Below are 22,841 nucleotides of genomic sequence, written 5' to 3'. Positions count from 1 at the left end.
CAGATGAAGCAACACGCGAGCCTATTGGGCGTCGAATTTGATGCGGTTACGCTCGATCAGGCGGCGCAGCGCTGTGTCGATATCTGTCTCCGCTCGAACAATTCTCACATCGTGATGACGATCAATGCGTCGCATCTCTGCATGATGCGGCGAGACGTGGAGTTGGCGCACGCATGCTCCGCGGCCGATATGACGGTGGCGGACGGTATGCCGGTGGTTTGGGCAATACGAGCGTCAGGTCAACGCATGCCGGAACGCGTGGCCGGCATCGATCTGATGGAAGGACTTTTAAGGGGGGCCGCGTCCAACGGACTTTGTGTCTATTTTCTAGGGGCGCACCAGCAAGTCGTCGAGAAGCTCGTGCGCGTCTGCGAGGCGCGTTTTCCGCAGCTGAAGATCGCTGGTTTTCGGAACGGTTACTTCGGTCCGGACGAGCACGAAATTATCGTCGATGAGATAAGAACCAGCGGCGCTCACATTCTCTTTATCGGCTTGCCGTCCCCGTTCAAGGAGGTGTGGAGCGAGCGCTATCGGGATCGGCTGCAAGTTCCTGTCATCCTGGGGGTAGGCGGCAGCTTCGACGTCTTGGCCGGCTTTATCAGGCGCGCTCCTCGGCTATTCCAATCGCTCGGTCTCGAGTGGTTCTGGCGCCTGATGATGGAGCCGCGCAAGTTATGGCGGCGATATCTTTCCACCAACAGCGAGTTCATCTGGCTGGCGCTCCGCGAAGTGGTGGCGCGCAGGGCTTACGCCGCCCGTCCGAAGAGAGCGATCGCCGGATCGGCAAGCGTGGTGCGGAGAGACGACCGAAAAGTGGGTACGGAACGCAGGGTAGCTGATCGGCGAATTCTTGTCCGGCGAAGGAGCAACGTGCGGGATTCGCAGCTTCCGATACCCGATCGCCGGCGCGGCATAGAGCGGCGTATCTCAGAGCGTCGGGCACGGACGGCTAATGCCCTCAAGGGTATCGAGGTGAACGCCTGATGTATCGGCTGACCAACCAGGATCATTGATCCACGCAGGCAGCTAAGCGATTAGCTTCATGGCGCAAGCGCGGGAAGCATCAAAGTGATTAAACCGCCAAGCAGCACCGATTCCTTCGGGTACGATAACGCAGACCAACCCATCGTCGTTAAGCTAAAGCCTGATGTGTACGTATTTGGTTATGAGTTCTGCCACGTTCTGCAAACGCTGATCAAACACGGCTGCGTGCCCGCTGAGCTCATCTATGAGGACGGAGGGGCGCTCATCCTTATTTTTGATCCCAATGAGAAGAAAGCGGAACTATGGTCAGGATGGTGGAGGTGCGACAAACCCGACATTTACTCCATCATTGAACCAGAGCATCGCGGGCTCGTGAATCAAATATTCGAAACCACGGACGCCTTCATGGAGTTCTCCAATGCTCGATCTCCTCAGATTGAGCTGATCCCAGGCCAGATCCAAAAGATTCAAAGATCGGAGGCTGCGGTTTTCCGCGGAGACGCTCCCCTTCGTCCTCGACCTCTATGAAGAGCTGCTTCCGCACAGCGCGCATTGGAGGCGTTTTTCTGAGTGTTGGGAATGGCGGCAGCGCTCCCCCGCTACCACGGGCTATGAATCTCGCCACGCCAAGCGTCGATCCTCCCATTGCACAATCCAGACCGCCGCGGCGCTCAGGAATTTGAGGTTGAAGCAAGTCGAGGCGGAGCACCGCTGTCGGTCATTTTCGAACAGCCTGTGGTGACCCTCGTTACGGCTCAGCCGGATAAGCCGGCTTTGCGCAAGCCGTCGAGGAAGTGCTCGCGTTCGGCAGAAATTCTGTACCTTTCGGCCCGTGCTCGAACGAGATCGAGGGTGTTCGCTGGCGGCGTTGCGCCGTTCGCGCTCATTTCTCGACAACGTTCCGTGACGAACGCTTCGGCTTCGGATCGCGCTTCGCTGAGCCGACCCATCTGCGCATAACAGGCGGCAAGCAGACTGTGCGACCAGCGGTCGGGGGACCGCGCCTCCATCAGCGTCTTGACTGCTTCATCGTACTGGCGCCCCGAATAGAGCGCGAGCGCGTGGTACCAGTGGTACAGATTGGGCGGGAAGGGATTCAGTCGTTTGGCCGCACCGATCCATGTGAGGGCCTCTCGCCACCGTCCCCAGTAGACCAGAATGTTCGCGAAAACGGCGGCGACGTCGGCGTCGTTTGGATTGAGCGCGAGAGCCCGGCTGAAATGGATTTCGGCCTTGGCGTCCTCGCGACGCAGGAACAGCAATTGCGCGAAGACGCCATGGGCCCAGGCGTCGCCGCCGTCGATGTCGAGCGCGGTCTCGATCTCGCTCAGCGCGTCGTCGAGCTTCGCCATGCCGGGCGATTCGAGAAACACGTCGCAGACGATAGTCCAGGCAATGTTGACGTGAGCGCGGGCATATTGCGGATCGAGCGCGACGGCGTCCCGGAAAAACTGCCTGGCTTCCGCCATGCCCTTCACCGTCAATTGACGCCACCGCTCGTTGCCCAGCAGAACCAGGTCATAGGCGGTGATGCTCGGGGTCGGCTTGCGTCTGGCGATCTCGCGGCCGGCGTCCTCGAGCCGGCCCGGAAGGGCTGCGACGATTGCGCGGACGATCTCGTCCTGCAGGGCGAAGATGTCCTCGAGTTCGCGGTCGTAGCGCTCGGTCCAGAGATTGTAACCGCTGGCGCCATCGAGAAGCTGGACGGTCACCCGCATCCGGCTGCCGATCTTGCGCACGCTTCCTTCGGCCACGTACCTGACGCCGAGTTCGCGGCCGACTCGCTTGATCTCGGGCGTCTTGCCCTTGTAGGCGAAGCTGGAGTGGCGGGCGACAACGAACAGCGAGCGGAAGCGCGACAGTTCGGCGATGATGTCTGCCGTGATTCCGTCGGAAAAATATTCCTGCGCGGCATCGCCGCTGAGATTCGAGAACGGTAGCACCGCAAGCGACGGCCCATCCGGCACCGTCGGTGCCGGCGAGGTGGGCAGGCCGGCGCCGGATTCGGCAGCGACCAGTGGCCCGACATAGCGGTAGCCCCGGCGCGGCAGGGTCTCGATCCAGGTCGCGCCGCCCTCTACGTCGGCAAATACCCGCCGCAGAGCGGCGATCTGCACCGTCAGGTTGCTCTCCTCGATCGCAAGCCCCGGCCACGCCGCCTGCATCAATGCGTCCTTGGAAACCGGCGTTCCGGCCTGCTCGACAAGCAGGCGAAGCAGCGTCACCGCGCGCCGCCCGAGCGCGACCGGTTCGGACTCTCGAAACAACATCACGGCTTCCGCGTCGAGGCGGTAGGGGCCGAATTCGTGGATCGTCGCCATGGTTCGGGAGACTACATTTTTTGCATCTTTTTCGGAACAGATTCAGGGCCTCCGGGAATTCGGCGACCCGCCCCGCTGCCGCTGACGCGCAGCTTTGCGCGGCCGATTTCCGCTTCGCCTTGATCCACCTCGCGCGGCACCTCCGCCAGCCGTTCGCGCAGCCGCGGCGAGGCGACGGCTGCTTGACAATGTAAGTAAGAATATTATTACAAGCTGCTGCTTTCGGAGAACGCGTTGATGCTGCAGACCAAGCGAAGCTATAGCGGAATGGTGACCGCGCCGCATCACCTTGCGGCGCAGGCCGGGCTCGCCGTCCTCTCCGAAGGCGGCAATGCGGTCGAGGCGATGATTGCGTCCGCTGCCACGATCGCGGTGGTCTATCCCCATATGAACGGCCTCGGCGGCGACAGCTTCTGGCTGGTCGGCCGGGCGGGCTCCGCACCGGTCGGAATCCAGGCGTGCGGACGGTCGGCGAAGGCCGCCAGCCGCGCCTGGTATCGCGAGCATGGCTGCAGCACCATCCCAAGCCGCGGACCGCTCGCGGCACTCACCGCCGCCGGGACCGTCGATGGCTGGCAGAAGGCCTATGAGCTCAGCCGCGATCGTCATGGGGGGCGCATGCCGCTGTCGCGGCTGCTCGAACCTGCGATCGGCTACGCCGCCGATGGCGTCGCCGTGACCCAGACCCTGCACGACAACACCTCGAAGAAGCGCGCTGAGCTGCAGGATGTGCCGGGCTTTGCCGATGTCTATCTGCCGCAGGGCGTTCCGCTTGCAGTCGGCGCGCGGTTGCGGCAGCCGCGCGTGGCAGACACGTTGCGGCAGCTGGCGCAAGCCGGCCTTTCCGATTTCTATCGCGGCGACCTGGCGCGTTCGATGGCCGCTGATCTCGAACGGCTCGGCAGCCCGCTCCGCCTATTCGATCTGGAGCAGCATCAAGCCACGCTGGTGACACCGCTGTCGGTCGATGTGGCCGGGCACAAGGTGTTCAACATGCCGCCGCCGACGCAGGGCCTGGCCTCGCTGTTGATTCTTGCGCTCTATGCCCGGCGCATGGCGAAGGAGGCGGACGGGGTCGATCATCTGCACCGGCTGGTCGAGAGCACGAAGGCGTCGTTCCGCATCCGCAATCGCTACGTGACCGATCCCGACTACATGGCGCGGTCGGCGGCCGAGTTTCTCACCGACGAGTCCATTGCGGCGCTCGAAAAGACGGTCGCCGTCGATCATGCAGCGCGCTGGCCTGACCCGCCGGCCCAGGGCGATACGGTCTGGCTCGCTGCGACCGACCGGAACGGCCTTAGCGTCAGCTTCATTCAGAGCATCTATTGGGAGTTCGGCTCGGGCGTCATCCTGCCCCAAAGCGGGGTCACCTGGCAGAACCGTGGGACGAGCTTCGGTCTCGCCGAGACCGATATCAACCGCCTGGAACCTGGGCGGTTGCCGTTCCACACCATTCAGCCCGCAATGGCTGAACTCAGCGACGGCCGGCTGTTGTCCTACGGCACGATGGGCGGCGAAGGGCAGCCGCAAACCCAGGCGGCGATCTTCACCCGCTACGCGTTGCACGGTCAGGATCTTCAGTCGACAGTGACCGCGCCGCGCTGGCTGCTCGGTCGCACATGGGGCGAGGAGAACAACAATCTCAAGATCGAATCGCGTTTCGATCCTGCCGTCATCGACGCGCTGCGGGCGCTCGGCCACGACATCCAGGTGGTCGGGGCGTTCGAGGAATTCATGGGCCACGCCGGCGCAATCGTCTGGCACCCGGATGGACTGCTCGAGGGCGCCAGCGATCCCCGCAGCGACGGCGTCGTCGCTGCCCGGTGAAGCGAGCACCCTTAGCGCTCACCCGCAGACTGTTCGGAATTTGCCGCGCGCGAGCTAGCGTGCGGCGCCGGCCGGTGTTCTGGCTGCGGACGATTTCCGTTTTCCCTCGCTTGCGGCCGCCGTCGCCGTCAACCAGGTCATGATCACGTCCAGCGCGTGGTGGCGACGTTTCTCCAGCCAGTCCGGCTCTCCCAGATCCTTGTCGAACATCGCCGACAGCGTGTAGCGGTTGGAGACATGAAAATAGCTCATGGCCGTGATCGTGACGTAGAGCTGAACCGGATCGACGTCGCTGCGGAACGGCCCGACGGCAAGGCCCCGGCGAAGGATATTTTCGATGCTCGCGACCAAGGGTAGCGTGAGGTCGGCGATCTTGCGCGATTTGCGCAGGTTACGCCCACGCTGCAGGTTCTCATTGTTGATCAGGGCGATATAGTTCTGGTGCGCTCCGAAAAAGGTGAACGTGAAGTTGATCAGCTCGCGCATGGCCGCGACCGGATCGAGGTCGTCGAGCTTGAGTTGCTGTTCGGCCGCGCGGATCTCGGTGTAGACGTGCTCGAGCACGGCGAGATAAAGGCCGTTCTTGTCGCCGAAATAGGCGTACAGCAACCGCATGTTGGCTTTGGCGCGTTTCGCGATGGCTTCAACCCGAGCTCCGCCAATGCCGTTGCGGCAGAATTCGAACGTCGCCGCGTGCAGGATCGCTTCCTTGGTCAACGCGGAATCGCGTGCCCGTCTGCCGCGTGTGGCGCTGCGGGCCGGGCTGGTCGATGCTGTCGTTTCAGTCACGGGACAAGCTTTTCTCAGGTTGTACGAGCCCAGCGCGGACAATATGCCCCCGCCCATCATGTTCAACGGGATGCGGGGCCCTGCCGTGCAGGCTCGCGGGATTGAGATCGCTATTGCGGTGGCTCGTCAAGGGGTAACCTTCCCGATGTTCCGGTCTCCACATCCACATCAACGCGCCGACGTCACGACCGTGCCGCCATGCGCGACGAGGCGCCCATTCTTGTAGACGTCGCGCGGCCTGGGCCGGGCCACCACGGCCTCTTGCACGTGCTGCGCGTCGATCACGACGAAGTCCGCCGCCGCGCCCTCGGCCACCCCATAGTCCGGGAGGCCGAGTGCCTGCGCGGCGTTGGTGGTCACCATGTCGAAGGCCGCCGCCAGGTCGGCATCGGTGCTGAAGCCGGAGCGGTAGCCGACGATCATGGCGCGCTCCAGGAGGTCGCCGTCGCCGTAGGGCCACCAGGAATCGCGGATGTTGTCATTGCCGGCGAATATATTGACGCCGGCATCGCGCAGCAGCAACACCGGCGGAAACGCATGCGCTCCGGGCGCGTTGGTCAAAATCGCGACCCCGGCCTCGGCGAGCAGCTGCGCGGTGCGCTGAACCACGTCTCGCGGCACCTCGCCGAGAGCATAGGCATGGCTGATCGTGACCTTGCCGCCGAGCCCGAGGGCCTTGGTCCGACGTGCAATGTTCTCGATCTCGAAAATACCGAGCAAGCCGCCGTCATGCAGGTGAATGTCGATGCCGACCCCGCGCCGATCGGCAATGCCGAAGATGACGTCGAGATGCCCGTCGATGTCGGCATCGTAACCCGCCGGATCGAGGCCGCCGACCAGGTCCGCGCCGGCGCGAACCGCCTCGTCGAGCAATCCGGCCACGCCCGGCGACGTCACGATGCCGCTTTGCGGAAAGGCGACGATCTGGACCGACACCTTGTCGCGGTGCGCGTCACGCGCCGCCATGACCTGCTCGAGATTGCGCAACCCGACCTGAAGGTCGATATCGACGTGGCTGCGCATCCAGGTCGTGCCGTGCGCGACGCAGAGGTCGATCAGCGCGGCCGCCCGCACCGCAATCGGCCTCGCGCCGGCAAGCGCCTCCTTCTCGAACTTGACGCGCTCGCGCACGCTGAAACCGGCGGTGCAGGGGCGGTGGGACTTCCAATCGTCGCCGACGAAGCCCTTGTCGAGGTGGATATGACCATCGACCAGCCCCGGCAACACCAGGCGTCCGGCCAGATCAAGGGTTTCGCCGGCCGCGACCGGCGATTGCGACGCGATCGAGGTGATGCGGCCATCGCGCACGGCGATATCGACGGTGCGCCCATCGACCAATCGGGCGTTTCGAAACAGCGTGTCGGCAGTGCTCACTGGTCGTCTCCGGTTCGTCGCAATGGCGAGGCGATCGGGGCCCGATTCGTTTTCATCATGTTGGGACGATGCCATCGGGCAGCGCGCGCGAGAATGCGGCTATACCTCCGGCGGTGGTGATCCAGATCTCGTCACGCCGCGCCAGGATTGTCTGCAGGGCGCGCCGCAGCGGACGTAGGCGGTGCGGCTGGCCGACCAGATAGGGGTGCAACGCAATTCCCATGACGAGCGATTGCCTTTTCGACTGTGCCAGCATCTCCTCGAACGTCTCGGTGATCATGGCGGCGAACTGCTCGCCGGAGTCCTTGCGACCGACGATCGAAGGGATATCGTTCAACTCCTGCGGATAAGGCACTGAAAGGATGCGGCCGCCGTTCCGCGTCGAGAACCACACCGGCTGATCGTCCATGCACCAGTCGAGCAGGTACTCGTAGCCTGCTTCGGCCAGCAGATCGGGCGTGACCTGTGATTGCGAAATCCAGGGCCCCAGCCAGCCGCGCGGCGGCCGCCCTTCGGCTCGCGCGATGACATCGGTCGCTTCCGCGATCAATTGCCGCTCCTCGTCGGGCGCAAGCACACCCTGGCGCTCGGAATTGGTGCGGCCGTGACCGACAATTTCGTCGCCGCGGGCGCGAAATGCCTCCATGACTTCAGGGCAGTAGTGATAGATGCTGCTGTTTGCGAGCACCGACAGCGGCAGCTTCAGCTCGTCGAACAGCTCGATCAGGCGCCACACGCCGACACGGTTGCCATAGTCGCGCCAGGCATAGTTGAGGACGTCCGGATGCGGACCGCCGGGGCAGAGCTCGGCACCGAGCCCGTCGCCGAATGCGAAATGCTCGAGGTTGAGACCGACGTAGACGGCAAGCCGCCGCCCTTGCGGCCAATTGAAATCCGGGCGTTGCCCGATCGCGCTGTAGCGATAGCGTCCGTGAGCGGCGAGGACCGGTCCGACAGAATCCGAGCGCAGCACGGCTTCCCTGCGCGACAGGCGGTCGCCATCTTCCGCGATCGAGATCAACACGTCGCCGGCCTCGACATTCCTTGGGTCCATCGGAATCTTCCCCGCGCGGTTGATCGCTCGCTTGACATCGGAATATTTTTGAAGAAAGTTTTTACTTCCGTCAAGTCCGCGCATAAGCGGCAGCGGAGGAACTGGCGGCTTCGATGCCGAGGCCGCCATCAGCGGAGGAACACCGAACATGAACTTCAGGAGCATAGTTTCGTCCGGACCTGCGCGTCGTTGGCCGGCTTGGCACGCCGCTGCGACGATCCTGCTGGCCGCGTTGCCGTTCGCGTTCGGCGCGCGCGCGGCCGAACCGATCAAGATCGGCCTGGTGACCGCCCTGTCGGGACAGTCGGCGCGCGCCGGCGAGGCGCTCACCCGCGGAGCGACGATCGCCATCGAGGAAATCAATGCGAAGGGCGGCGTGCTCGGACGTCCGCTCGAGCTCGTCCGCCGCGACGACGAGAGCAATCCGGCCAAAGGGCTGATCGCGGCGCGCGAGTTGATTCAGCGCGAGAAGGTCGCGGTCCTGGTCGGCGGCCTCGACACGCCGGTCGAGCTCGCCATCGTGCCGTTCGTCAACAACGTCAAGGTGCCGTTCGTGGTGCCATGGGCCGCCGGGACCAACATCACGCGGAACGGCGCCCCGTCCAACTACGTGTTCCGCGTCTCGGCCATGGACGATGAGGTCGATAAGGCGATCGTCCAGTTCTCGCGCAAGACGTACAATGCGAAGAAGCCCGGGCTCATCCTGGTCAACAATCCCTGGGGCGAGTCGAACGAGCATGGCCTGAAGGCGGCATTGAAGGCCGCAGGAATCGAGCCTGCCGGCGTCGAGAAGTTTGAAGGCAACGACGTCGATGTCGTTTCCCAGCTGTCGCGGCTGAAGCAGGCGGGCGCCGATACGCTCTACCTGGTGGGCAACGTCGGACCGTCCTCCCAGGTGGTGAAATCGCTCGACCGTATGGGCTGGGCGCCGCCGATCGTCTCGCATTGGGGGCCGGCCGGCGGCCGCTTCACCGAGCTCGCCGGGCCGAGCGCGGAGAACGTGATCTTCGTCCAGACCTACAGCTTCTTCGGGAACTTGTCGCCGGTCGGCAAGCGGGTGATGTCGGCCCTTCAGGCGAAGTATTCGGACATCAAGGGGCCTGCGGACGTGACGCCGGCGGTTGGCGTGGCCAACGCCTACGACTCCATCCTGGTCATTGCGCGAGCGATCGAAAAGGCCGGTGGCACCGAACCGACCGCCGTCCGTGACGGCTTCTACGCCATCGATCGCGTGGATGGCTTGATCAAGACCTACGAGAAGCCGTTCGCGCAGGACAAGCACGATGCGCTGACGGCGGGCGACTACATCTGGGCGCGGTTCGAGGACAACCACATCATGCCGTTCGCACGGAACTGACCGCGCGAGATCGTCCGACAAACAAGCAGGGTGGTCATCGATGTCATTTCTTCCCGCGGTGATAACAGGACTGGCGCTTGGGAGCATGTACGGGCTGCTTGCGCTTGGCTTCCACGTTACCTACGCCGTCTCCGGCACGGTCAATTTCTCCCAGGGCAGCTCGATGACCCTGGGAGCCGTTGCCGGCTACTTCTTCCTCGTGCTGTGGGGCTGGCCGGCGGCGGCCGGCATTCCCGCCGTTCTGCTCGTCTGCGCGGTCTATGGCCTGCTGATTGAGCGCTTTGCGGTTCGGCCATTCGTGCAGCGCGGCTCCGACAACTGGCTGATGGCGACCGTTGCGGTCGGCATCATCGTCGACAATGTGATGATGTTCGTCTTCGGCAAGGAGCCGCGCAGCTTTCCGTCCGTCCTGGCGGCCAAGCCGATCCAGATCGTCGAGGGCGCGGGCGTCTATCCGTTGCAACTCCTGATTCCCGTGGTCGGATTGCTGCTGGCGCTGGCACTTCATCTGCTCAGTCGCAGGACGCGTCACGGCGTCGCCATGCTCGCGGTGGTCCAGAACCCGAACGCCGCGCGTCTGATGGGCATCAACGTCAGCGGCGCCATCGCGGCAAGCTACGCGGTCTCGGCGATGCTGGCCGGGGTTGCGGCGCTGCTGATCGCGCCCCTGTTCAACGTGTCCTCGGAAATGGGCACGCTGTTCGGCATCAAGGCCTTCGCGGCGGCGATCATCGGCGGTCTCGGCAGCGCCTGGGGCGTGATGCTGGCCGGGCTCTGCCTCGGCCTGATCGAGGTGTTCGCGACCAACTATCTGGGGTCGGTCTACACCCAGATCATCACATTCGCCTCGGTGATCGCGATTCTTGTCGTCCTCCCCCACGGGCTGCTCGGCCGAGCCGGAGTGAAAAAGGTATGACCTCTCGCGTCTCCGTTCTCGCCGCCGTCGCGGCACTCGCGGCCGCCATCCTCTATGCCGCCGTTGCCGACAGCTACGGCGTATTCCTGGTCGCGACCATCTCGCTGACGGCGATCGCCTGCATCGGCCTTAACGTGCTGCTCGGTCTCGCAGGGCAGATCTCGCTCGGCCACATCGGTTTCATGGCGATCGGGGCCTATACGACCGTGCTCCTGATGGAGAAGGCAGGGTGGCCCTATCTTGCGGCGACGGCTGCAGCGATTGCTCTTGTCAGCGTCGTCGGTGGCCTGCTCGCCATGCCGGCCTTGCGTGTGCGAGGTCCATATCTCGCGATGGTGACAATCGCCTTCGGCTTCATCGTCGAGCACGGCACGATCGAGTGGCGCGACCTCACGGGCGGCGGCAACGGCCTGATCCTGACCGCGCCGCCGCAGGTGTTCGGCTTTCCGCTGTCGGAGCGGCATTTGGCGATCGCGGGCGTCGTGTTGGTGTTCGCCGGCCTCATCCTGTTCGAGCGCTTGAAGCGCAGCGGCTGGGGCTACGCCATGCGTGCCGCCCGCGACACCGAGGTTGCGACGCGCTCGATCGGCATTGATCTCGTGCGGGTCCGCACCGTGGCGTTCATCATCTCGGCGGCAGCGATGGCGTTGGCGGGGGCGCTATTTGCGCCCCTCCAGGGCTATATCAGTCCAAGTTCGTTCCCCTTTCTGCAATCGATCCTGCTGCTGTTCGGCGTCATGGTCGGCGGCGCCGGCTCGGCGCTGGGGCCGGTGATCGGGGCGGCGCTCGTCGTGCTGCTGCCGGAAATGCTGTCCGATCTCGCGGAGTATCGTCTGCTTGCCTTTGGCGTGTTGCTCTTCGCCGTGCTGCGGGTCGCGCCCTCGGGCATCATGGGGCTGATCGAGCAATTCGCTGCAAGGTTCCTGCCGGCGGGATCGAAGGCCGATACGGGCGCGGGGGCCGTCGAGCCGGTCGCCGACCTCAGCATCGGAACCAGCAGCGCGTCGCGTCTTGACGTCGCAAACCTCTCGATCTCGTTCGGCGGTGTCCGCGCCGTGCAGGACGTCTCGTTTACCGCCGAACCCGGCACGGTAATCAGCGTCATCGGCCCAAATGGTGCGGGGAAAACCAGCGCGCTGAATCTGCTTTGCGGCTTCTACCGCCCGAAATCCGGCACTGTGAAGCTTGGCGACCGCGACGTCACCGGCTTGCCGTCGCACCAGCTTGCGCGTGTCGGAGTGGCGCGAACGTTCCAGACGACGCAGCTCTTCGGCTCGCTCTCGATCATCGAGAATGTCCTGCTGGCGGCGACGGCCGGCAAGCTCGGTAACATCGTGTCGGCGCTGCACAATGACGCGCAGGAGCGCCTTGCACGGTCGCTGTTGCGCTTTGCGGGTGTCGACGGCGATTTGAGCAGACGCGCGGACGCGCTGCCCCATGGTGAGAAGCGACTGGTCGAGATCGCGAGGGCGCTCGCCTTGCGTCCGAAGGTCCTGTTGCTCGACGAGCCGGCCGCGGGTCTTTCGAAGGGCGACAAGCAGCGGCTGACGGTTCTGCTCCGTCGCATCGCGGAGACCGGGATCGCGGTCATCATCGTCGAGCACGACATGCCGATGATCATGTCGCTAAGCGACCTCATCGTCGTTCTCGATGGCGGCAAGCGCATCGCGATCGGCGATGCGGCGGCGATCCGCAACGATCCGCTGGTCCGCAAGGCCTATCTCGGCGATGCGCCGTCGGGTGAGCGGCGCCGCGCGACGCGCCCGGCAAAACAAGGCACGGCGCTCGAAGTCCGCACGCTCGATGCCTTCTATGGCCTGTCGCGGGCGCTCGGTGGGATCGACCTTGCCGTCGCGCCCGGCGAGGCCATCGCCGTACTCGGCGCCAATGGAGCGGGCAAAACCACCCTGATGCGCTCGATTGCCGGTCTCGAACCACCGCGGTCGGTCGGCGAGATCCGGCTGTCCGGCGCCCGCGTCGACAAGATGCCGGCGCATATCCGCGCCAGGGCCGGCATCGTGCTGGTACCCGAAGGACGGCAGGTGTTTCCCGAGCTGACGGTGCGGCAGAACTTGCAGCTCGGCGCTTTCGCACGCAAGGGTCTCGAACTCGACGCGGAGATCGACGCGATGTTTGCCCGCTTTCCGCGCCTGAAGGAGCGTATCAACCATCGCGCGGGCCTTTTGTCGGGCGGCGAGCAGCAGATGCTCGCAGTCGCGCGTGGGCTCCTGACCGCGCCCAAGGTCTTCATGCTTGACGAGCCGTCGCTTGGACTGGCGCCGCTTGTCGTCGACGAGTTGTTCGCCTCGTTCGAGCAGCTTCGCGTGGAGGGGATGACCCTGATCGTGGTCGATCAGATGGCCGGGCAAGCCCTTGCGCTTGCCGACAGGGCCTATCTGCTTGAGACCGGCACCATCCTGAAGAGCGGTGCGGCCGAAATCATCGCGGAGGATCCCTCGCTTGAAGCCGCCTATCTCGGCGGAGAGGCCCACGGGAGTAGCGTGCCGCGAACCGCCGTGCTCACGTCCTGACGCCATGGTTGCGCAGCAGGAGATCGGTGTGATGCGGCCAGGCAATACGTTTCGCGACCTGCCCGGCGCGCCCGTGTCTGAACGATTCGACGGCGGTGCCGTAATCGAGGTCGGCGTGCTTGCGCGCCGCGCGCTGCGCAGCGGACGGCGCGGCCGTATTGCGGCGGTGTTCGAGCGCAGCCTTTATGCGGTGCTCGACGACTGCTGGATCTGCATCGGTGTCAAAGACCTCGGCTCCGGCCCGCTGCATCTTCGGTGCACCGGGATCGAGCCGCGGCTGCTCGTTCCCGGACAAGAGGTTGCGATCGTCGACACGATGCTGCTCGTCGACGGTATGCGGTTTGCCGGTTTCGAGACGGCCTCCGTATGGGCGCCGCCGCCTTCGCCGGAATGGACGGTCGACAGTTTGCGGGCAGGGCTTGCGATGGTCGATCAGGTCTGGCGTCGCTTGCCGGTCGAGCAGGGGCTGGCCGCCTCGGGTGGCGCGGAGCCGCCCACAAGGCCGTCGCGGGTGCTCGCTGCCGCGGCGCCGGCGCTCGCCGCGCTCAAGCAATTGATCGAGGCCGGGCTTCGCGGAGAGCGATGCGTACCGCGTGACTACCCGGAGATCGTCGAATTGATCGGACTTGGTCCCGGGCTCACGCCATCCGGCGACGACTTGATCGGCGGCGCGCTGGTCGCGCTCGCCAACCTCGGCCGTCTCGCGACGCGCGACGCGCTGTGGAAGACCTGTCGCGCGCATCTCGGCCGGACCAATCAGATCAGTGCCGCCCACCTGCACAGTGCCGTGCTCGGCTTCGCGGCGGCGGCGCTCCATGAAGCCATCGACGCGACGATTGGCGGACGGGTCGATCGTATCAAGTCCGCGGTCGCGGCGCTGTCGCGGATCGGGCAAAGCTCTGGACTGGATGCGTTTGCAGGTGCGCTGATGGTGTTGCGCGCGATCGAGTGCCGGCTGCTCAACGACAGCGCGCTGCATCATGCCGGCCTCACCGGCAACGGCCCGCCGACGCGATCAATCGCAGGGGCCTAGACGATCATGCGCCGCGACGGGAATTGGACGACTGGTCGCGCGTGTTTGACAAAGTAAAAATTTTCTTACTAAGATCGATGCATCGGATCTCGGGAGGCCGCAAGTGGTGACCAAGCAGGAAGGGACGCCGAGCGGGCGTTTGTTGATGAGCAAGCCAAGCGTGGTGAACGTCGGGCTGGCAGGCTTTGTGAAGGACTTGCGGGACTGCGATGTCGAGGTCGTGCAGGTCGACTGGACGCCGCCCGCCGACGGCGATCCCGAAATGGCGGCACTGCTCGCCAAGCTCGGTACGTGAGAGTGCGGCCATGAAGCTGATCGAAGACGCCAACAAGCAGGCGCTGGCCCGCATCCTCGAGGGTGAGCCCAGGCTGATCGATATCGTTCCGGCACGCGACGTGCTGGAAGGGTTGAAGGAACGCATGATCCTTCATGCCGGGCCGCCGATCACCTGGGACCGAATGTGCGGTCCGATGCGTGGCGCGGTGGCAGGCGCCATCGTGTTCGAAGGCTGGGCTCCGGATCTTGAAGCCGCCTTCGAACTCGCGGCCGGCGGCGGCGTCGCCTTCCACCCCAACCATCATTTCGGCGCGGTCGGTCCGATGACCGGCATGACCACGGTCTCCATGCCGGTGTTCGTCGTCGAGAACGTCAAATACGGCAACCGCGCCTACTGCGCCATCAACGAGGGCCTTGGCAAGGTCATGCGCTTCGGCGGCAATGACGATAGCGTGCTGGCCCGCCTCGGCTGGCTGCGTGACGTATTCGGGCCGGTGCTGGCCAGGGCGATCCGCGCGCATGGCGGGATCGATCTGAAGGCGATCATCGCGCGCGGGCTCTCGATGGGCGACGAAATGCACCAGCGCAACCTGGCTTGCTCCAGCGTGTTCCTGCGCGAGATCGGGTCGGCGCTGGCGCGCACTTCGAGCGACAACGAGGTTCTCGCAAGCTGCATTGGCTTCATCGCGCAGAACGATCAGTTCTTTCTCAACATCGCGATGGCGATGGGCAAGGCGCTGACCGATCCCGCCAGCGGGATTCGCGGTTCGACGGTGGTGACCGCGATGTGCCGCAACGGAACCGACTTCGGGGTCCGCGTCAGCGGATTGGGCGATCGCTGGTTCACGGCGCCGGTGGAAATGCCGGAAGGGCTCTATTTCCCGGGCTATTCGCGCAAGGATGCCAATCCCGACATGGGCGACTCTGCGATCGTCGAGACGGTCGGGCTTGGTGGCTTCGCGATGGCAGCAGCTCCGGCAGTTGCCGGCTTCATCGGCGCTGGCGCACCGTCGTCGGCGGGCAATTTCACGCGGGCAATGAGTGAAATCACCGTCGGGCAGAATCCGGAATGGACGATCCCCGCGCTCGACTTTGCCGGCGTGCCGACCGGCATCGACGTTCGCCTGGTGGTGGATACCGGCCTTGCACCGGTCATCAACACCGGCATCGCGCATCGCGACCCCGGCATCGGCCAGGTCGGCGCCGGCGTGGTGCGGGCGCCGATGGCCTGCTTCCGGCAGGCCGTCCTCGCCATTGCGGAAGATCTGGGGGTGTCATGAGCGCGTTTGTCCTGAACGAAATTCGCAAGGGCTTCTATCTCGACTCGGTGGCGTTGATGCGGTTGTCGCGCGAGATCGCGTCGGCGGCGGGCGTCATCGAAGCCGCGCTGATGATGGGCACGCCGTCCAACCAGGCGATCTTGCGCAACGCCGGATTGCTCGATGGCGAGGTGATCGCGCAGGGCAATGATCTGATCCTCGCGATCAAGGCCGAGAGCGAAGCGGCGGCACGCGTCGCGCTTGCCGAAGCGCAAAAGGCGCTCGATCGCCCCAAGACGAGCAGCACGGGCGAAGCGGCGTGGCGGCCGCGCAGCATTGCCGCGGCCGTCAAGGCCGCACCCGCCGCCAACCTCGCCCTGATCTCCGTTCCCGGCGAGTTCGCCGCGGCAGAAGCGCGCAAGGCGCTGAACCGCGGACTTCATGTCCTGATGTTCAGCGACAATGTCTCGATTGCGGATGAATTGTCGCTGAAGCAGCAGGCGCGCGAAGCGGGCCTCTTGATGATGGGACCGGACTGCGGCACGGCGGTCATCGGCGGCGCGCCGCTCGCCTTCGCCAACCGGCTGAAGCGTGGGAGGATCGGGATCATCGGCGCATCGGGGACCGGTACGCAGGAGGTGTCGTGCCTGCTGTCCGAGGCGGGCGAAGGAATTTCCCACGCCATCGGCGTCGGCGGACGGGATTTGAAGAAGGAGATTGGCGGCATCACGACATTGATGGCGATCGACGCCCTCGATGCCGATCCCGAGACCGATCGCGTCGTGCTCATCTCCAAGCCGCCGCATCCGGACGTCGCCAGGGCCGTGCTTGGCCGGATCGGCCGGAGCTCGAAGCCCTACACAGTGTGCTTCATCGGCGCCGCCGCGGAGGACCTGCCGCCAAATGCACGCTTTGCGACTACATTGAGGGAAGCGGCCGAAAAAGTCCTGGGCAACGGCCGGAGCATTGGCGGCAAGTTCGACGCTGCCGCCGTGGCTGCGCGTTTGCCGCCGCGACGCAAGGCGGCGCAGCGGATCGAAGGGCTGTTCGCCGGCGGCACGCTCTGCGCCGAGGCGCAGGTGATCCTTGCCGCGGGCGGTCGCAAGGTGGCATCAAACGCCGCTATTCCCGGCGTCCCGCATTTCGGTGAGCCGGAGGCGCAGGGGAGGGACCGCATCGTCGACCTCGGGGCCGACGAATATACCCAGGGCCGGCCGCATCCGATGATCGATCCCTCGGTGCGCGACGATGCGTTGCGGGCGGCGCTGGCCGATCCCGCGGTCGCCGTCATCCTGCTCGATCTCGTGATCGGATACGGCGCACATGACAATCCGGCTGCGCATCTTGCGGCTGTCGCGGCGGGCCGCGCGGATGACGCGCCGGTCCTGGTTGCGTCAGTGACGGGGACCGAGCTCGATCGCCAAGTGCGTTCGGCGCAGATCAGGCTGCTCGAGGACGCCGGCATCGTGGTGGCGCCGTCGAATGCCCAGGCCTGCGACCTTGCTCTCGCTTTTTCCGTCAACGACGTCAGGATGCCGCGCTATGCGAACACTCAATGAGGTCCCGCGCCGTCTCGTGATCGCGATCGGCGGCAATGCCGTCCACCCCGAAGACATCAGGGGCACCTCGGACGAGCAGAAGGCGGTCGCCCAGCATACGGCCGAGGCGCTGCTGCCGCTCGCCGAACTCGACAACGAACTGGTGATCACCCACGGCAACGGGCCGGTGGTGGGCAAGATCATGATGCGCCAGATGCTGACGATGAGCCGGATCCCGCCGATGTCGATGGACATCTGCGTCGCACACAGCCAAGGTGGCATCGGCTATCTTCTGATGCAGGCGATTGAGAACGTCTTGCGTGCGCATGGCAACGGCCGGCACGTCGCCAGCCTGCTGACCCAGGTCGAGGTCGACGCCAACGATCCCGCCTTCGCCAATCCGACCAAGTTCGTCGGACCGTTTTTCACCGAGCAGGAAGCCCAGCGCATCAGCGCCGAGTTGAACTGGAAAATGCGCGAGGACTCCGGGCGTGGCTGGCGCCATGTCGTGCCGTCTCCGAAACCCAAACATGTCTGCGACATTTCGCTGGTCGACGCGCTGGTCAAGCGCGGCACGATCGTTATCGCAGGCGGCGGCGGCGGTATGCCCGTGATCCGCGACGAACGGGGCGTGCGCACCGGCGTGCCGGCAGTGATCGACAAGGATCTGACCTCAGCCCATATCGCCAACGTGCTTGGCATCGAGGAACTGCTGATCCTGACCGCGGTGCCCCGCGTCGCGATCAATTTTGGCAAGCCCGACAAGAGGGAGCTGGATCAGGTCAGCCTGGCGCAGATCAAGGCCTATCATCGCGAGGGCCATTTTCCGCCGGGAAGCATGGGGCCCAAGGTCGATGCCGCCATCCGCTTTCTCGAAGGTGGTGGAAAGCGCGCGATCATCAGCCATCTTAATTGCGCAATGGGCGCGCTGACCGGCGAGACCGGGACCCACATAGTTCCCTAGCGTTCGTCAAATGCGATGGCGGCACCATTGATGATGGCCGCCGGGATCTGCCCAGCGGGATACCGATGTCGGTCGGCCGCGAGCACGGGCCCGGAACCATGCCGTTCCGCTCGGGCTGCCTGCGCGCCTATTTCAGCATCGCCGCGACGTTGTCCTTTGTCACAACGTCGAGACCGGTGTGGATGATCGGCGGCGCCTTCTGGCCTTTCTTGATGGCAAGCAGCGTGTCCATCGCTTTCTCGCCCATTTCGAACGGGCGCTGGCCGATCAGCGCATTTGCGTAACCCTCATTCAAAAGCTCAAGCTGCATCTTGAGGGTGTCGGCCACGACGAGCGTGAACTTGCCGGCGTCCATGTCCTTCTTGCTCTTGCTGGCGAACGCCTTGAAGCCTTCGGGCGCGAACATCGGCCAGCCACCGACCGGGATGATGGCTGCAAGGTCGGGAGCAGCGGTGCGCAGATCGTTCATCTGCTGAACGCCGAGCGCGGGATCGTCGTTGCAGAAGGTCGGCGAGCCCCCGACCTCGGTCCACTTCGAGCCCTTGAGTGCCTCACGCACGCCGTCGACCCGCTCGGCCAGGTTCTCCGCACCCGGCCCGCCGGAGATCATCGCGTATCTGCCGCCATCAGGCCGCAGCTTCAGCAATTGCTTGCCGAGCGCGAGGCCGAACTCCTTGTTGTCGGTGCCGATATAGGCAATCCGCTTCGAGCCCGGCGCGTCCGAGTCGAAGGTGATGACGGGAATGCCGGCTGCACTTGCCGCCTCGATCGACTTGGTCATCGCGGCAACGTCGGCAACCGAGATCGCCAGGCCATCCACCTTTTGAGTGACGAAATCCTGGATGATCTGCGCTTGCGTCGCCGGCTCGTGCTCGACAGGACCCTTGTAGATGCATTCGATGTTGCCGAGCTCCTTGGCGCGTTTCTGGCAGCCGTCGCGCGCGAAATCGAAGAACGGGTTGTTCATGGCCTTGGGCACGATCACGAATCTGTAGCTCTGGGCCAAGCCAGGCGTTGCCATCATGGCGAGGACCGCAGCGGCAAGAAGTGCCTTTCTCATTGTTTCCCTCCACATTTCTTATCGTGCCTATCCGCTCAAATCTGCGGCTCCGGGAGGCGGATAGGCGGACATCCATGATCCTCCAGGACGAACTCTTCAGGCCATGCGCGAGCGGAGACGATCGACTAGCACCGCGGCGATGATGATCACGCCCACCAGGGTCTGCTGCCAGTACGAGTTGACCTGCGCGAGCACGAGGCCGTTGCGGATCACCTCGAGCAGCACGCAGCCGACAATGGCCCCGAGCGGGCCGCCGGCGCCGCCCGCGAGATTGGCGCCACCGATGACAGCGGCCGCAATCACGTTGAGCTCATAGGATGTGGCCATGTTTGCCGGCGCCGATCCCAGCCAGCCCGAGACGATGATGCCCTGCAGACCCGCCGCGAGCGCACAGATCACGTAGATCTCGATCTTCACCCGGACGGCCGAGATGCCGGTCAGCGCGGCCGCCTTCTCGTTGCCGCCGACGGCAAAGACGTGGCGGCCGAAACCAGTGTGATGCAGCACGACCGCCATCGCCAGCGCGAGAACCACGAGATAGATGAACGGCGCCGGCATGCCGAACACAACGCCGGATGTAAGCGTGTAGAAATATTCGGCGTCGGGGCCGCCGGGAAAACTGCCGCGGCCGTTGGAGACGACGTAGCCGAGGCCGCGCACGATCGAGAGCATGCCGAGCGTCGTGACGAACGGCGACAGTCCAAGCACCGCGATGCAGAAGCCATTGACGAGGCCGACAATCAGCGCGACGCCGAGCCCCGCCAGAACCGAGACGAGCAGAATCAAGCCCGGCATATTGGCAATCACGGTCTTGCCGTCAGGGGCTAAATGCACGAACCACTCCGCGCCGGGCATGCCCGGTGTCGAGACGTGCGTCATCACCATTGAGGTGGTCATCGCTGAAAAGCACATCACGGAGCCGACCGAGAGATCGATGCCGCCCGTGATGATGACGAAGGTCATGCCGAGCGTGGCGATGGCGATGAAGGAAAAGTTCTTCGCCACATTCTGTATGTTGCCTGCGGTCAGGAAATAGGGGCTGGCGAAGTTCATCAGCACGAACAGCGCCGCCAGCGCCAGCAGAACGTAGCCGGTCTGCGAGGCGAACAGGCCGCTGCGCCACCATCTGGCCTTGCCGACATTGGTGAAGGTGAGGGGAGATTCCAGGGGCGTGGCCATCACGCAGCCTCCTTCGCTCCCGTGATGAGGGAGGTGACTTCCTCGGGGCTGGTGTCGCCGATCGCCTTGTCGGCGCGCTTCTCGCCGCGCCGCATGACGACGACGCGGTCGCAGACAGCGAACACGTCGGGCATGCGGTGCGAGATCAGCATGACCGCAACGCCCTGTTCCTTCAGGCGATGGATCAGGCCGAGGATCTGCTCGACTTGGCGAACCGAAATCGCGGCAGTCGGCTCGTCCATCATCACCAGCCTGGCGTTGGAGAGCCGCGTCCGCGCGATCGCGACCGCCTGGCGCTGGCCGCCCGACATCTGCTTGACGAGATCGTGCGGGCGGGTCTCCGAGCGCAGCTCGCCGAACAGCTGCAGCGCGCGCGCTGCCATCGCCTTGTGGTCGAGCAAGGCGAATGGACCAAGCTTGCGCTTGAGCTCGCGGCCGAGGAAGACATTGGCCGCCGCAGTGAGATTGTCGGCGAGTGCGAGGTCCTGGTAGACCACTTCTATGCCGACCGCACGGGCATCGATCGGACGGGCGAAATGAACCGCCTTGCCATCAAAGCGGATCTCGCCGTGACTTGGCGGAAAGTTGCCGGCAATGATCTTGACGAGCGTCGACTTGCCGGCGCCGTTGTCGCCCATCAGGCCGACCACCTCGCCGGGCGACACGCGGAGGTCGACGCCATGCAACGCGCGAATGGCGCCGAACTCCTTGCCGATGCCCTTCAACTCCAGGACCGCTAGCCCGGCGTCGTGAGGGGTTACCATGGCTGGCTTTGCTCAAGCATGCTGGCCACCTCCGCTCAGAAGTGCACCAGCGTGCGCAGACCGAGAATCCAGGCGTTGTCGGTCTTCACGCCGGCGGCATTGTACCCGCGCCCGCCAGGATGCATCACATACTGGGCGTCGAACTTCAGGTTCATCCAGCCCGTCGCCTGCCACCCGTACCAGGCTTCGATCGGAACTTCGTTTCCTCCGGCGTTGGGCGTGAGCGCAGCGGTATTCACATGGGTCGTACCGACCGCAAAGCCGACTTCGTCCTCCGGGCGCGAGGCGAACGTTCCGGTGTGCCTGAAGCCGAATGCAATCTGGTAATCCTGGTACGACGTGCGGTGGTCGGCGACGGTCGTATTGAGGAAGGTGTACCAGCCCTGTGCCTTGGGACCTTCAACCGTCAGCCGCTGCAGGATCGATTCATAGACGCCATAACGACCGCGCGAATCTCCGAGATTCTGGTCCGAGACGCCGCCGGTGCCCGGAGAGATCGCAATGATCCCCGGTAGGCCGCCATCAATTGTCGATGCGCTGTCATACCAGCCGCCAAATCTCCAGGTCCCGTTCAACGGACCGCTCGGCGCCCAGACCACCTCGACCGGCACCAGAACGCCCGAGGCGGGGCTAGAGCCGGGGACACCCGGCAGGAAGTAAGTCACGGAGTCCGACGTCGTCAGGTAGTTCGGGTTGGCGTCGTAGACGCCGACCGAGAGCTGCCATTCCTTGGCGAAGTTGTAGTGCACCACACCGGCCCATTGGCTCGCCGGCCAATTGTAGATGTAGCCACCCTGGATGTTGCCGGGCTGGCCGCCGCAGAAGGTCAGGTTGATGAACTCGCAGAGACCAAAGAAGAAGTCGGAGCCGACCGGAAGACGGCCGCCCTTGAGCTCAAGGCGATCATCGAACAGCTTCTGCGAGTAGTAGAGTTCGGTCAGGCGAAGAATGCTGCCGCGGCCGAACACTTCGTTGGTCAGCTGCAGCGCCGGAATTCCCGCCTCGTCATTCAGGTTGCGGCCGAAGCGGTCGACCAGCGTGAGGCCAACCGTGCCGCCATGGATGCCGGCAAGTTTTGCCATGTCGAACTTGGCCTGAAAGAAAAGCTGTCCGGCTTGGGTCGCGGTGTTCCTGTTGCCGCCCGACAAATTGCCGACGGCTTCGTCGCCCAGTGTCAGGGCCAGCGAGATCCCTCGCTCCTTTAGTTGCGTCCTGCCGAGATCGCCGAACAGATATGGTCTTGTCCAGAAGTCATCGGTCTCGGTGTAAGGCACCGGCGGAGCCTTCGACATGAGATCGGCCGCATGCGCGCCGCCGCCGCTGAACAGAGATAACAACGCCAACGCCATCCCCACGCCGCACGCCCGCGCGGTGTTTACAGACCTAAGTGACATTTTCTGCACTCCCAGCGTCCCCGGCTTTGTCCATTTTTGTGCCACGTTCCCGCCCAAAGCCCTTCAGCGGGGAACGCGATAGTTTCAATTCATCGCTCTATCAATCAAAGATAGAATATGCAGCACGCAAAGCCCTCCGAGACGGTCGCGAGGGTCTGCCTGCGGCTCACTGGGCCAGGCTTGCTGCGCCAAATTGGATACGAGCGCCGCGAGCTTGA

General features: G+C 64.5%; 19 protein-coding genes. 11 read left to right on the top strand and 8 right to left on the bottom strand.

Annotated features, from left to right (window positions below; all coding sequences use genetic code 11):
* Positions 1 to 3: 3 nt before the first annotated feature.
* Together ACVMDN_RS29990 and ACVMDN_RS29985 are read left to right on the top strand one after the other, a co-directional pair.
* Positions 4 to 984: a WecB/TagA/CpsF family glycosyltransferase gene (locus ACVMDN_RS29990; protein ID WP_456827978.1), complete on the top strand. Its 981-nt coding sequence runs from the start codon at positions 4 to 6 to the stop codon at positions 982 to 984.
* Positions 985 to 1,068: 84 nt separating this feature from the next.
* The gene (locus tag ACVMDN_RS29985; RefSeq protein ID WP_456814861.1) at positions 1,069 to 1,512 is read left to right on the top strand and encodes a hypothetical protein; all 444 of its coding nucleotides are present in this window, start codon (positions 1,069 to 1,071) and stop codon (positions 1,510 to 1,512) included.
* Between the two features lie 227 nt (positions 1,513 to 1,739).
* Here the strand turns inward: ACVMDN_RS29985 and ACVMDN_RS29980 are convergent, their stop codons facing one another.
* Positions 1,740 to 3,305: a winged helix-turn-helix domain-containing tetratricopeptide repeat protein gene (locus ACVMDN_RS29980; RefSeq protein WP_316393922.1), complete on the bottom strand. Its 1,566-nt coding sequence runs from the start codon at positions 3,303 to 3,305 to the stop codon at positions 1,740 to 1,742.
* Positions 3,306 to 3,542: 237 nt separating this feature from the next.
* Between ACVMDN_RS29980 and ACVMDN_RS29975 the strand changes: the two genes are divergently transcribed.
* Positions 3,543 to 5,135 (top strand): gamma-glutamyltransferase family protein, encoded by a 1,593-nt coding sequence (locus tag ACVMDN_RS29975; protein WP_229189707.1) that lies wholly within the window; start codon positions 3,543 to 3,545, stop codon positions 5,133 to 5,135.
* Positions 5,136 to 5,189: 54 nt separating this feature from the next.
* Here ACVMDN_RS29975 and ACVMDN_RS29970 read toward each other — a convergent pair whose 3' ends face one another.
* The 3 genes from ACVMDN_RS29970 to ACVMDN_RS29960 all read right to left on the bottom strand — a co-directional run bounded on the left by ACVMDN_RS29970 (position 5,190) and on the right by ACVMDN_RS29960 (position 8,481).
* Entirely contained in the window at positions 5,190 to 5,966 is a 777-nt protein-coding gene (locus tag ACVMDN_RS29970) for a TetR family transcriptional regulator (protein WP_229189708.1), read from the bottom strand.
* Positions 5,967 to 6,092: 126 nt separating this feature from the next.
* Positions 6,093 to 7,298 carry an amidohydrolase family protein gene (locus ACVMDN_RS29965; protein ID WP_456814860.1) on the bottom strand — a complete coding sequence of 402 codons (1,206 nt, stop codon included), beginning with the start codon at positions 7,296 to 7,298 and terminating at the stop codon, positions 6,093 to 6,095.
* 55 nt (positions 7,299 to 7,353) lie between these two features.
* Entirely contained in the window at positions 7,354 to 8,481 is a 1,128-nt protein-coding gene (locus ACVMDN_RS29960; protein ID WP_168855413.1) for a polysaccharide deacetylase family protein, read from the bottom strand.
* Positions 8,482 to 8,500: 19 nt separating this feature from the next.
* Between ACVMDN_RS29960 and ACVMDN_RS29955 the strand changes: the two genes are divergently transcribed.
* From ACVMDN_RS29955 to arcC, 8 genes are all read left to right on the top strand, one after another.
* A complete protein-coding gene (locus ACVMDN_RS29955) occupies positions 8,501 to 9,709 on the top strand; it encodes an ABC transporter substrate-binding protein (protein WP_371852122.1) in 1,209 nt (402 codons plus the stop codon).
* Positions 9,710 to 9,749: 40 nt separating this feature from the next.
* Positions 9,750 to 10,625, top strand: coding sequence for a branched-chain amino acid ABC transporter permease (locus ACVMDN_RS29950; RefSeq protein ID WP_076826929.1), 876 nt, complete (start codon positions 9,750 to 9,752; stop codon positions 10,623 to 10,625).
* Positions 10,622 to 13,156, top strand: coding sequence for a branched-chain amino acid ABC transporter ATP-binding protein/permease (locus ACVMDN_RS29945; protein ID WP_456814859.1), 2,535 nt, complete (start codon positions 10,622 to 10,624; stop codon positions 13,154 to 13,156). Before ACVMDN_RS29950 ends, ACVMDN_RS29945 begins: the two co-directional genes overlap by 4 nt.
* A 31-nt stretch (positions 13,157 to 13,187) precedes the next feature.
* Positions 13,188 to 14,189 (top strand): DUF2877 domain-containing protein, encoded by a 1,002-nt coding sequence (locus ACVMDN_RS29940; protein WP_456814858.1) that lies wholly within the window; start codon positions 13,188 to 13,190, stop codon positions 14,187 to 14,189.
* A 106-nt stretch (positions 14,190 to 14,295) separates the two neighbouring features.
* Positions 14,296 to 14,484 carry a hypothetical protein gene (locus ACVMDN_RS29935; RefSeq protein WP_253641275.1) on the top strand — a complete coding sequence of 63 codons (189 nt, stop codon included), beginning with the start codon at positions 14,296 to 14,298 and terminating at the stop codon, positions 14,482 to 14,484.
* A gap of 10 nt (positions 14,485 to 14,494) precedes the next feature.
* Positions 14,495 to 15,745 carry a DUF1116 domain-containing protein gene (locus ACVMDN_RS29930; RefSeq protein ID WP_456814857.1) on the top strand — a complete coding sequence of 417 codons (1,251 nt, stop codon included), beginning with the start codon at positions 14,495 to 14,497 and terminating at the stop codon, positions 15,743 to 15,745.
* Positions 15,742 to 17,283, top strand: a complete 1,542-nt coding sequence (gene fdrA / locus ACVMDN_RS29925; protein WP_141340358.1) for an acyl-CoA synthetase FdrA — start codon at positions 15,742 to 15,744, stop codon at positions 17,281 to 17,283. Before ACVMDN_RS29930 ends, fdrA begins: the two co-directional genes overlap by 4 nt.
* Positions 17,267 to 18,226: a carbamate kinase gene (arcC, locus tag ACVMDN_RS29920; RefSeq protein WP_057017420.1), complete on the top strand. Its 960-nt coding sequence runs from the start codon at positions 17,267 to 17,269 to the stop codon at positions 18,224 to 18,226. Before fdrA ends, arcC begins: the two co-directional genes overlap by 17 nt.
* Before the next feature lie 127 nt (positions 18,227 to 18,353).
* On the opposite strand, the gene ACVMDN_RS29915 is transcribed toward arcC, so the two are convergent.
* From ACVMDN_RS29915 to ACVMDN_RS29900, 4 genes are all read right to left on the bottom strand, one after another.
* The gene (locus ACVMDN_RS29915; RefSeq protein WP_141340359.1) at positions 18,354 to 19,286 is read right to left on the bottom strand and encodes a sugar-binding protein; all 933 of its coding nucleotides are present in this window, start codon (positions 19,284 to 19,286) and stop codon (positions 18,354 to 18,356) included.
* A gap of 96 nt (positions 19,287 to 19,382) precedes the next feature.
* Positions 19,383 to 20,465 carry an ABC transporter permease gene (locus ACVMDN_RS29910; RefSeq protein ID WP_200844438.1) on the bottom strand — a complete coding sequence of 361 codons (1,083 nt, stop codon included), beginning with the start codon at positions 20,463 to 20,465 and terminating at the stop codon, positions 19,383 to 19,385.
* Positions 20,465 to 21,229, bottom strand: coding sequence for an ATP-binding cassette domain-containing protein (locus tag ACVMDN_RS29905; protein WP_141340361.1), 765 nt, complete (start codon positions 21,227 to 21,229; stop codon positions 20,465 to 20,467). Before ACVMDN_RS29905 ends, ACVMDN_RS29910 begins: the two co-directional genes overlap by 1 nt.
* Positions 21,230 to 21,264: 35 nt before the next feature.
* Positions 21,265 to 22,623 (bottom strand): carbohydrate porin, encoded by a 1,359-nt coding sequence (locus ACVMDN_RS29900; protein ID WP_141340362.1) that lies wholly within the window; start codon positions 22,621 to 22,623, stop codon positions 21,265 to 21,267.
* Positions 22,624 to 22,841 lie beyond the last annotated feature (218 nt).

Source organism: Bradyrhizobium sp. USDA 4510 (assembly GCF_054059095.1).
The sequence above is the reverse complement of the archived record's forward strand: the minus strand, read 5'-3'. Positions and strand labels throughout refer to the sequence as shown.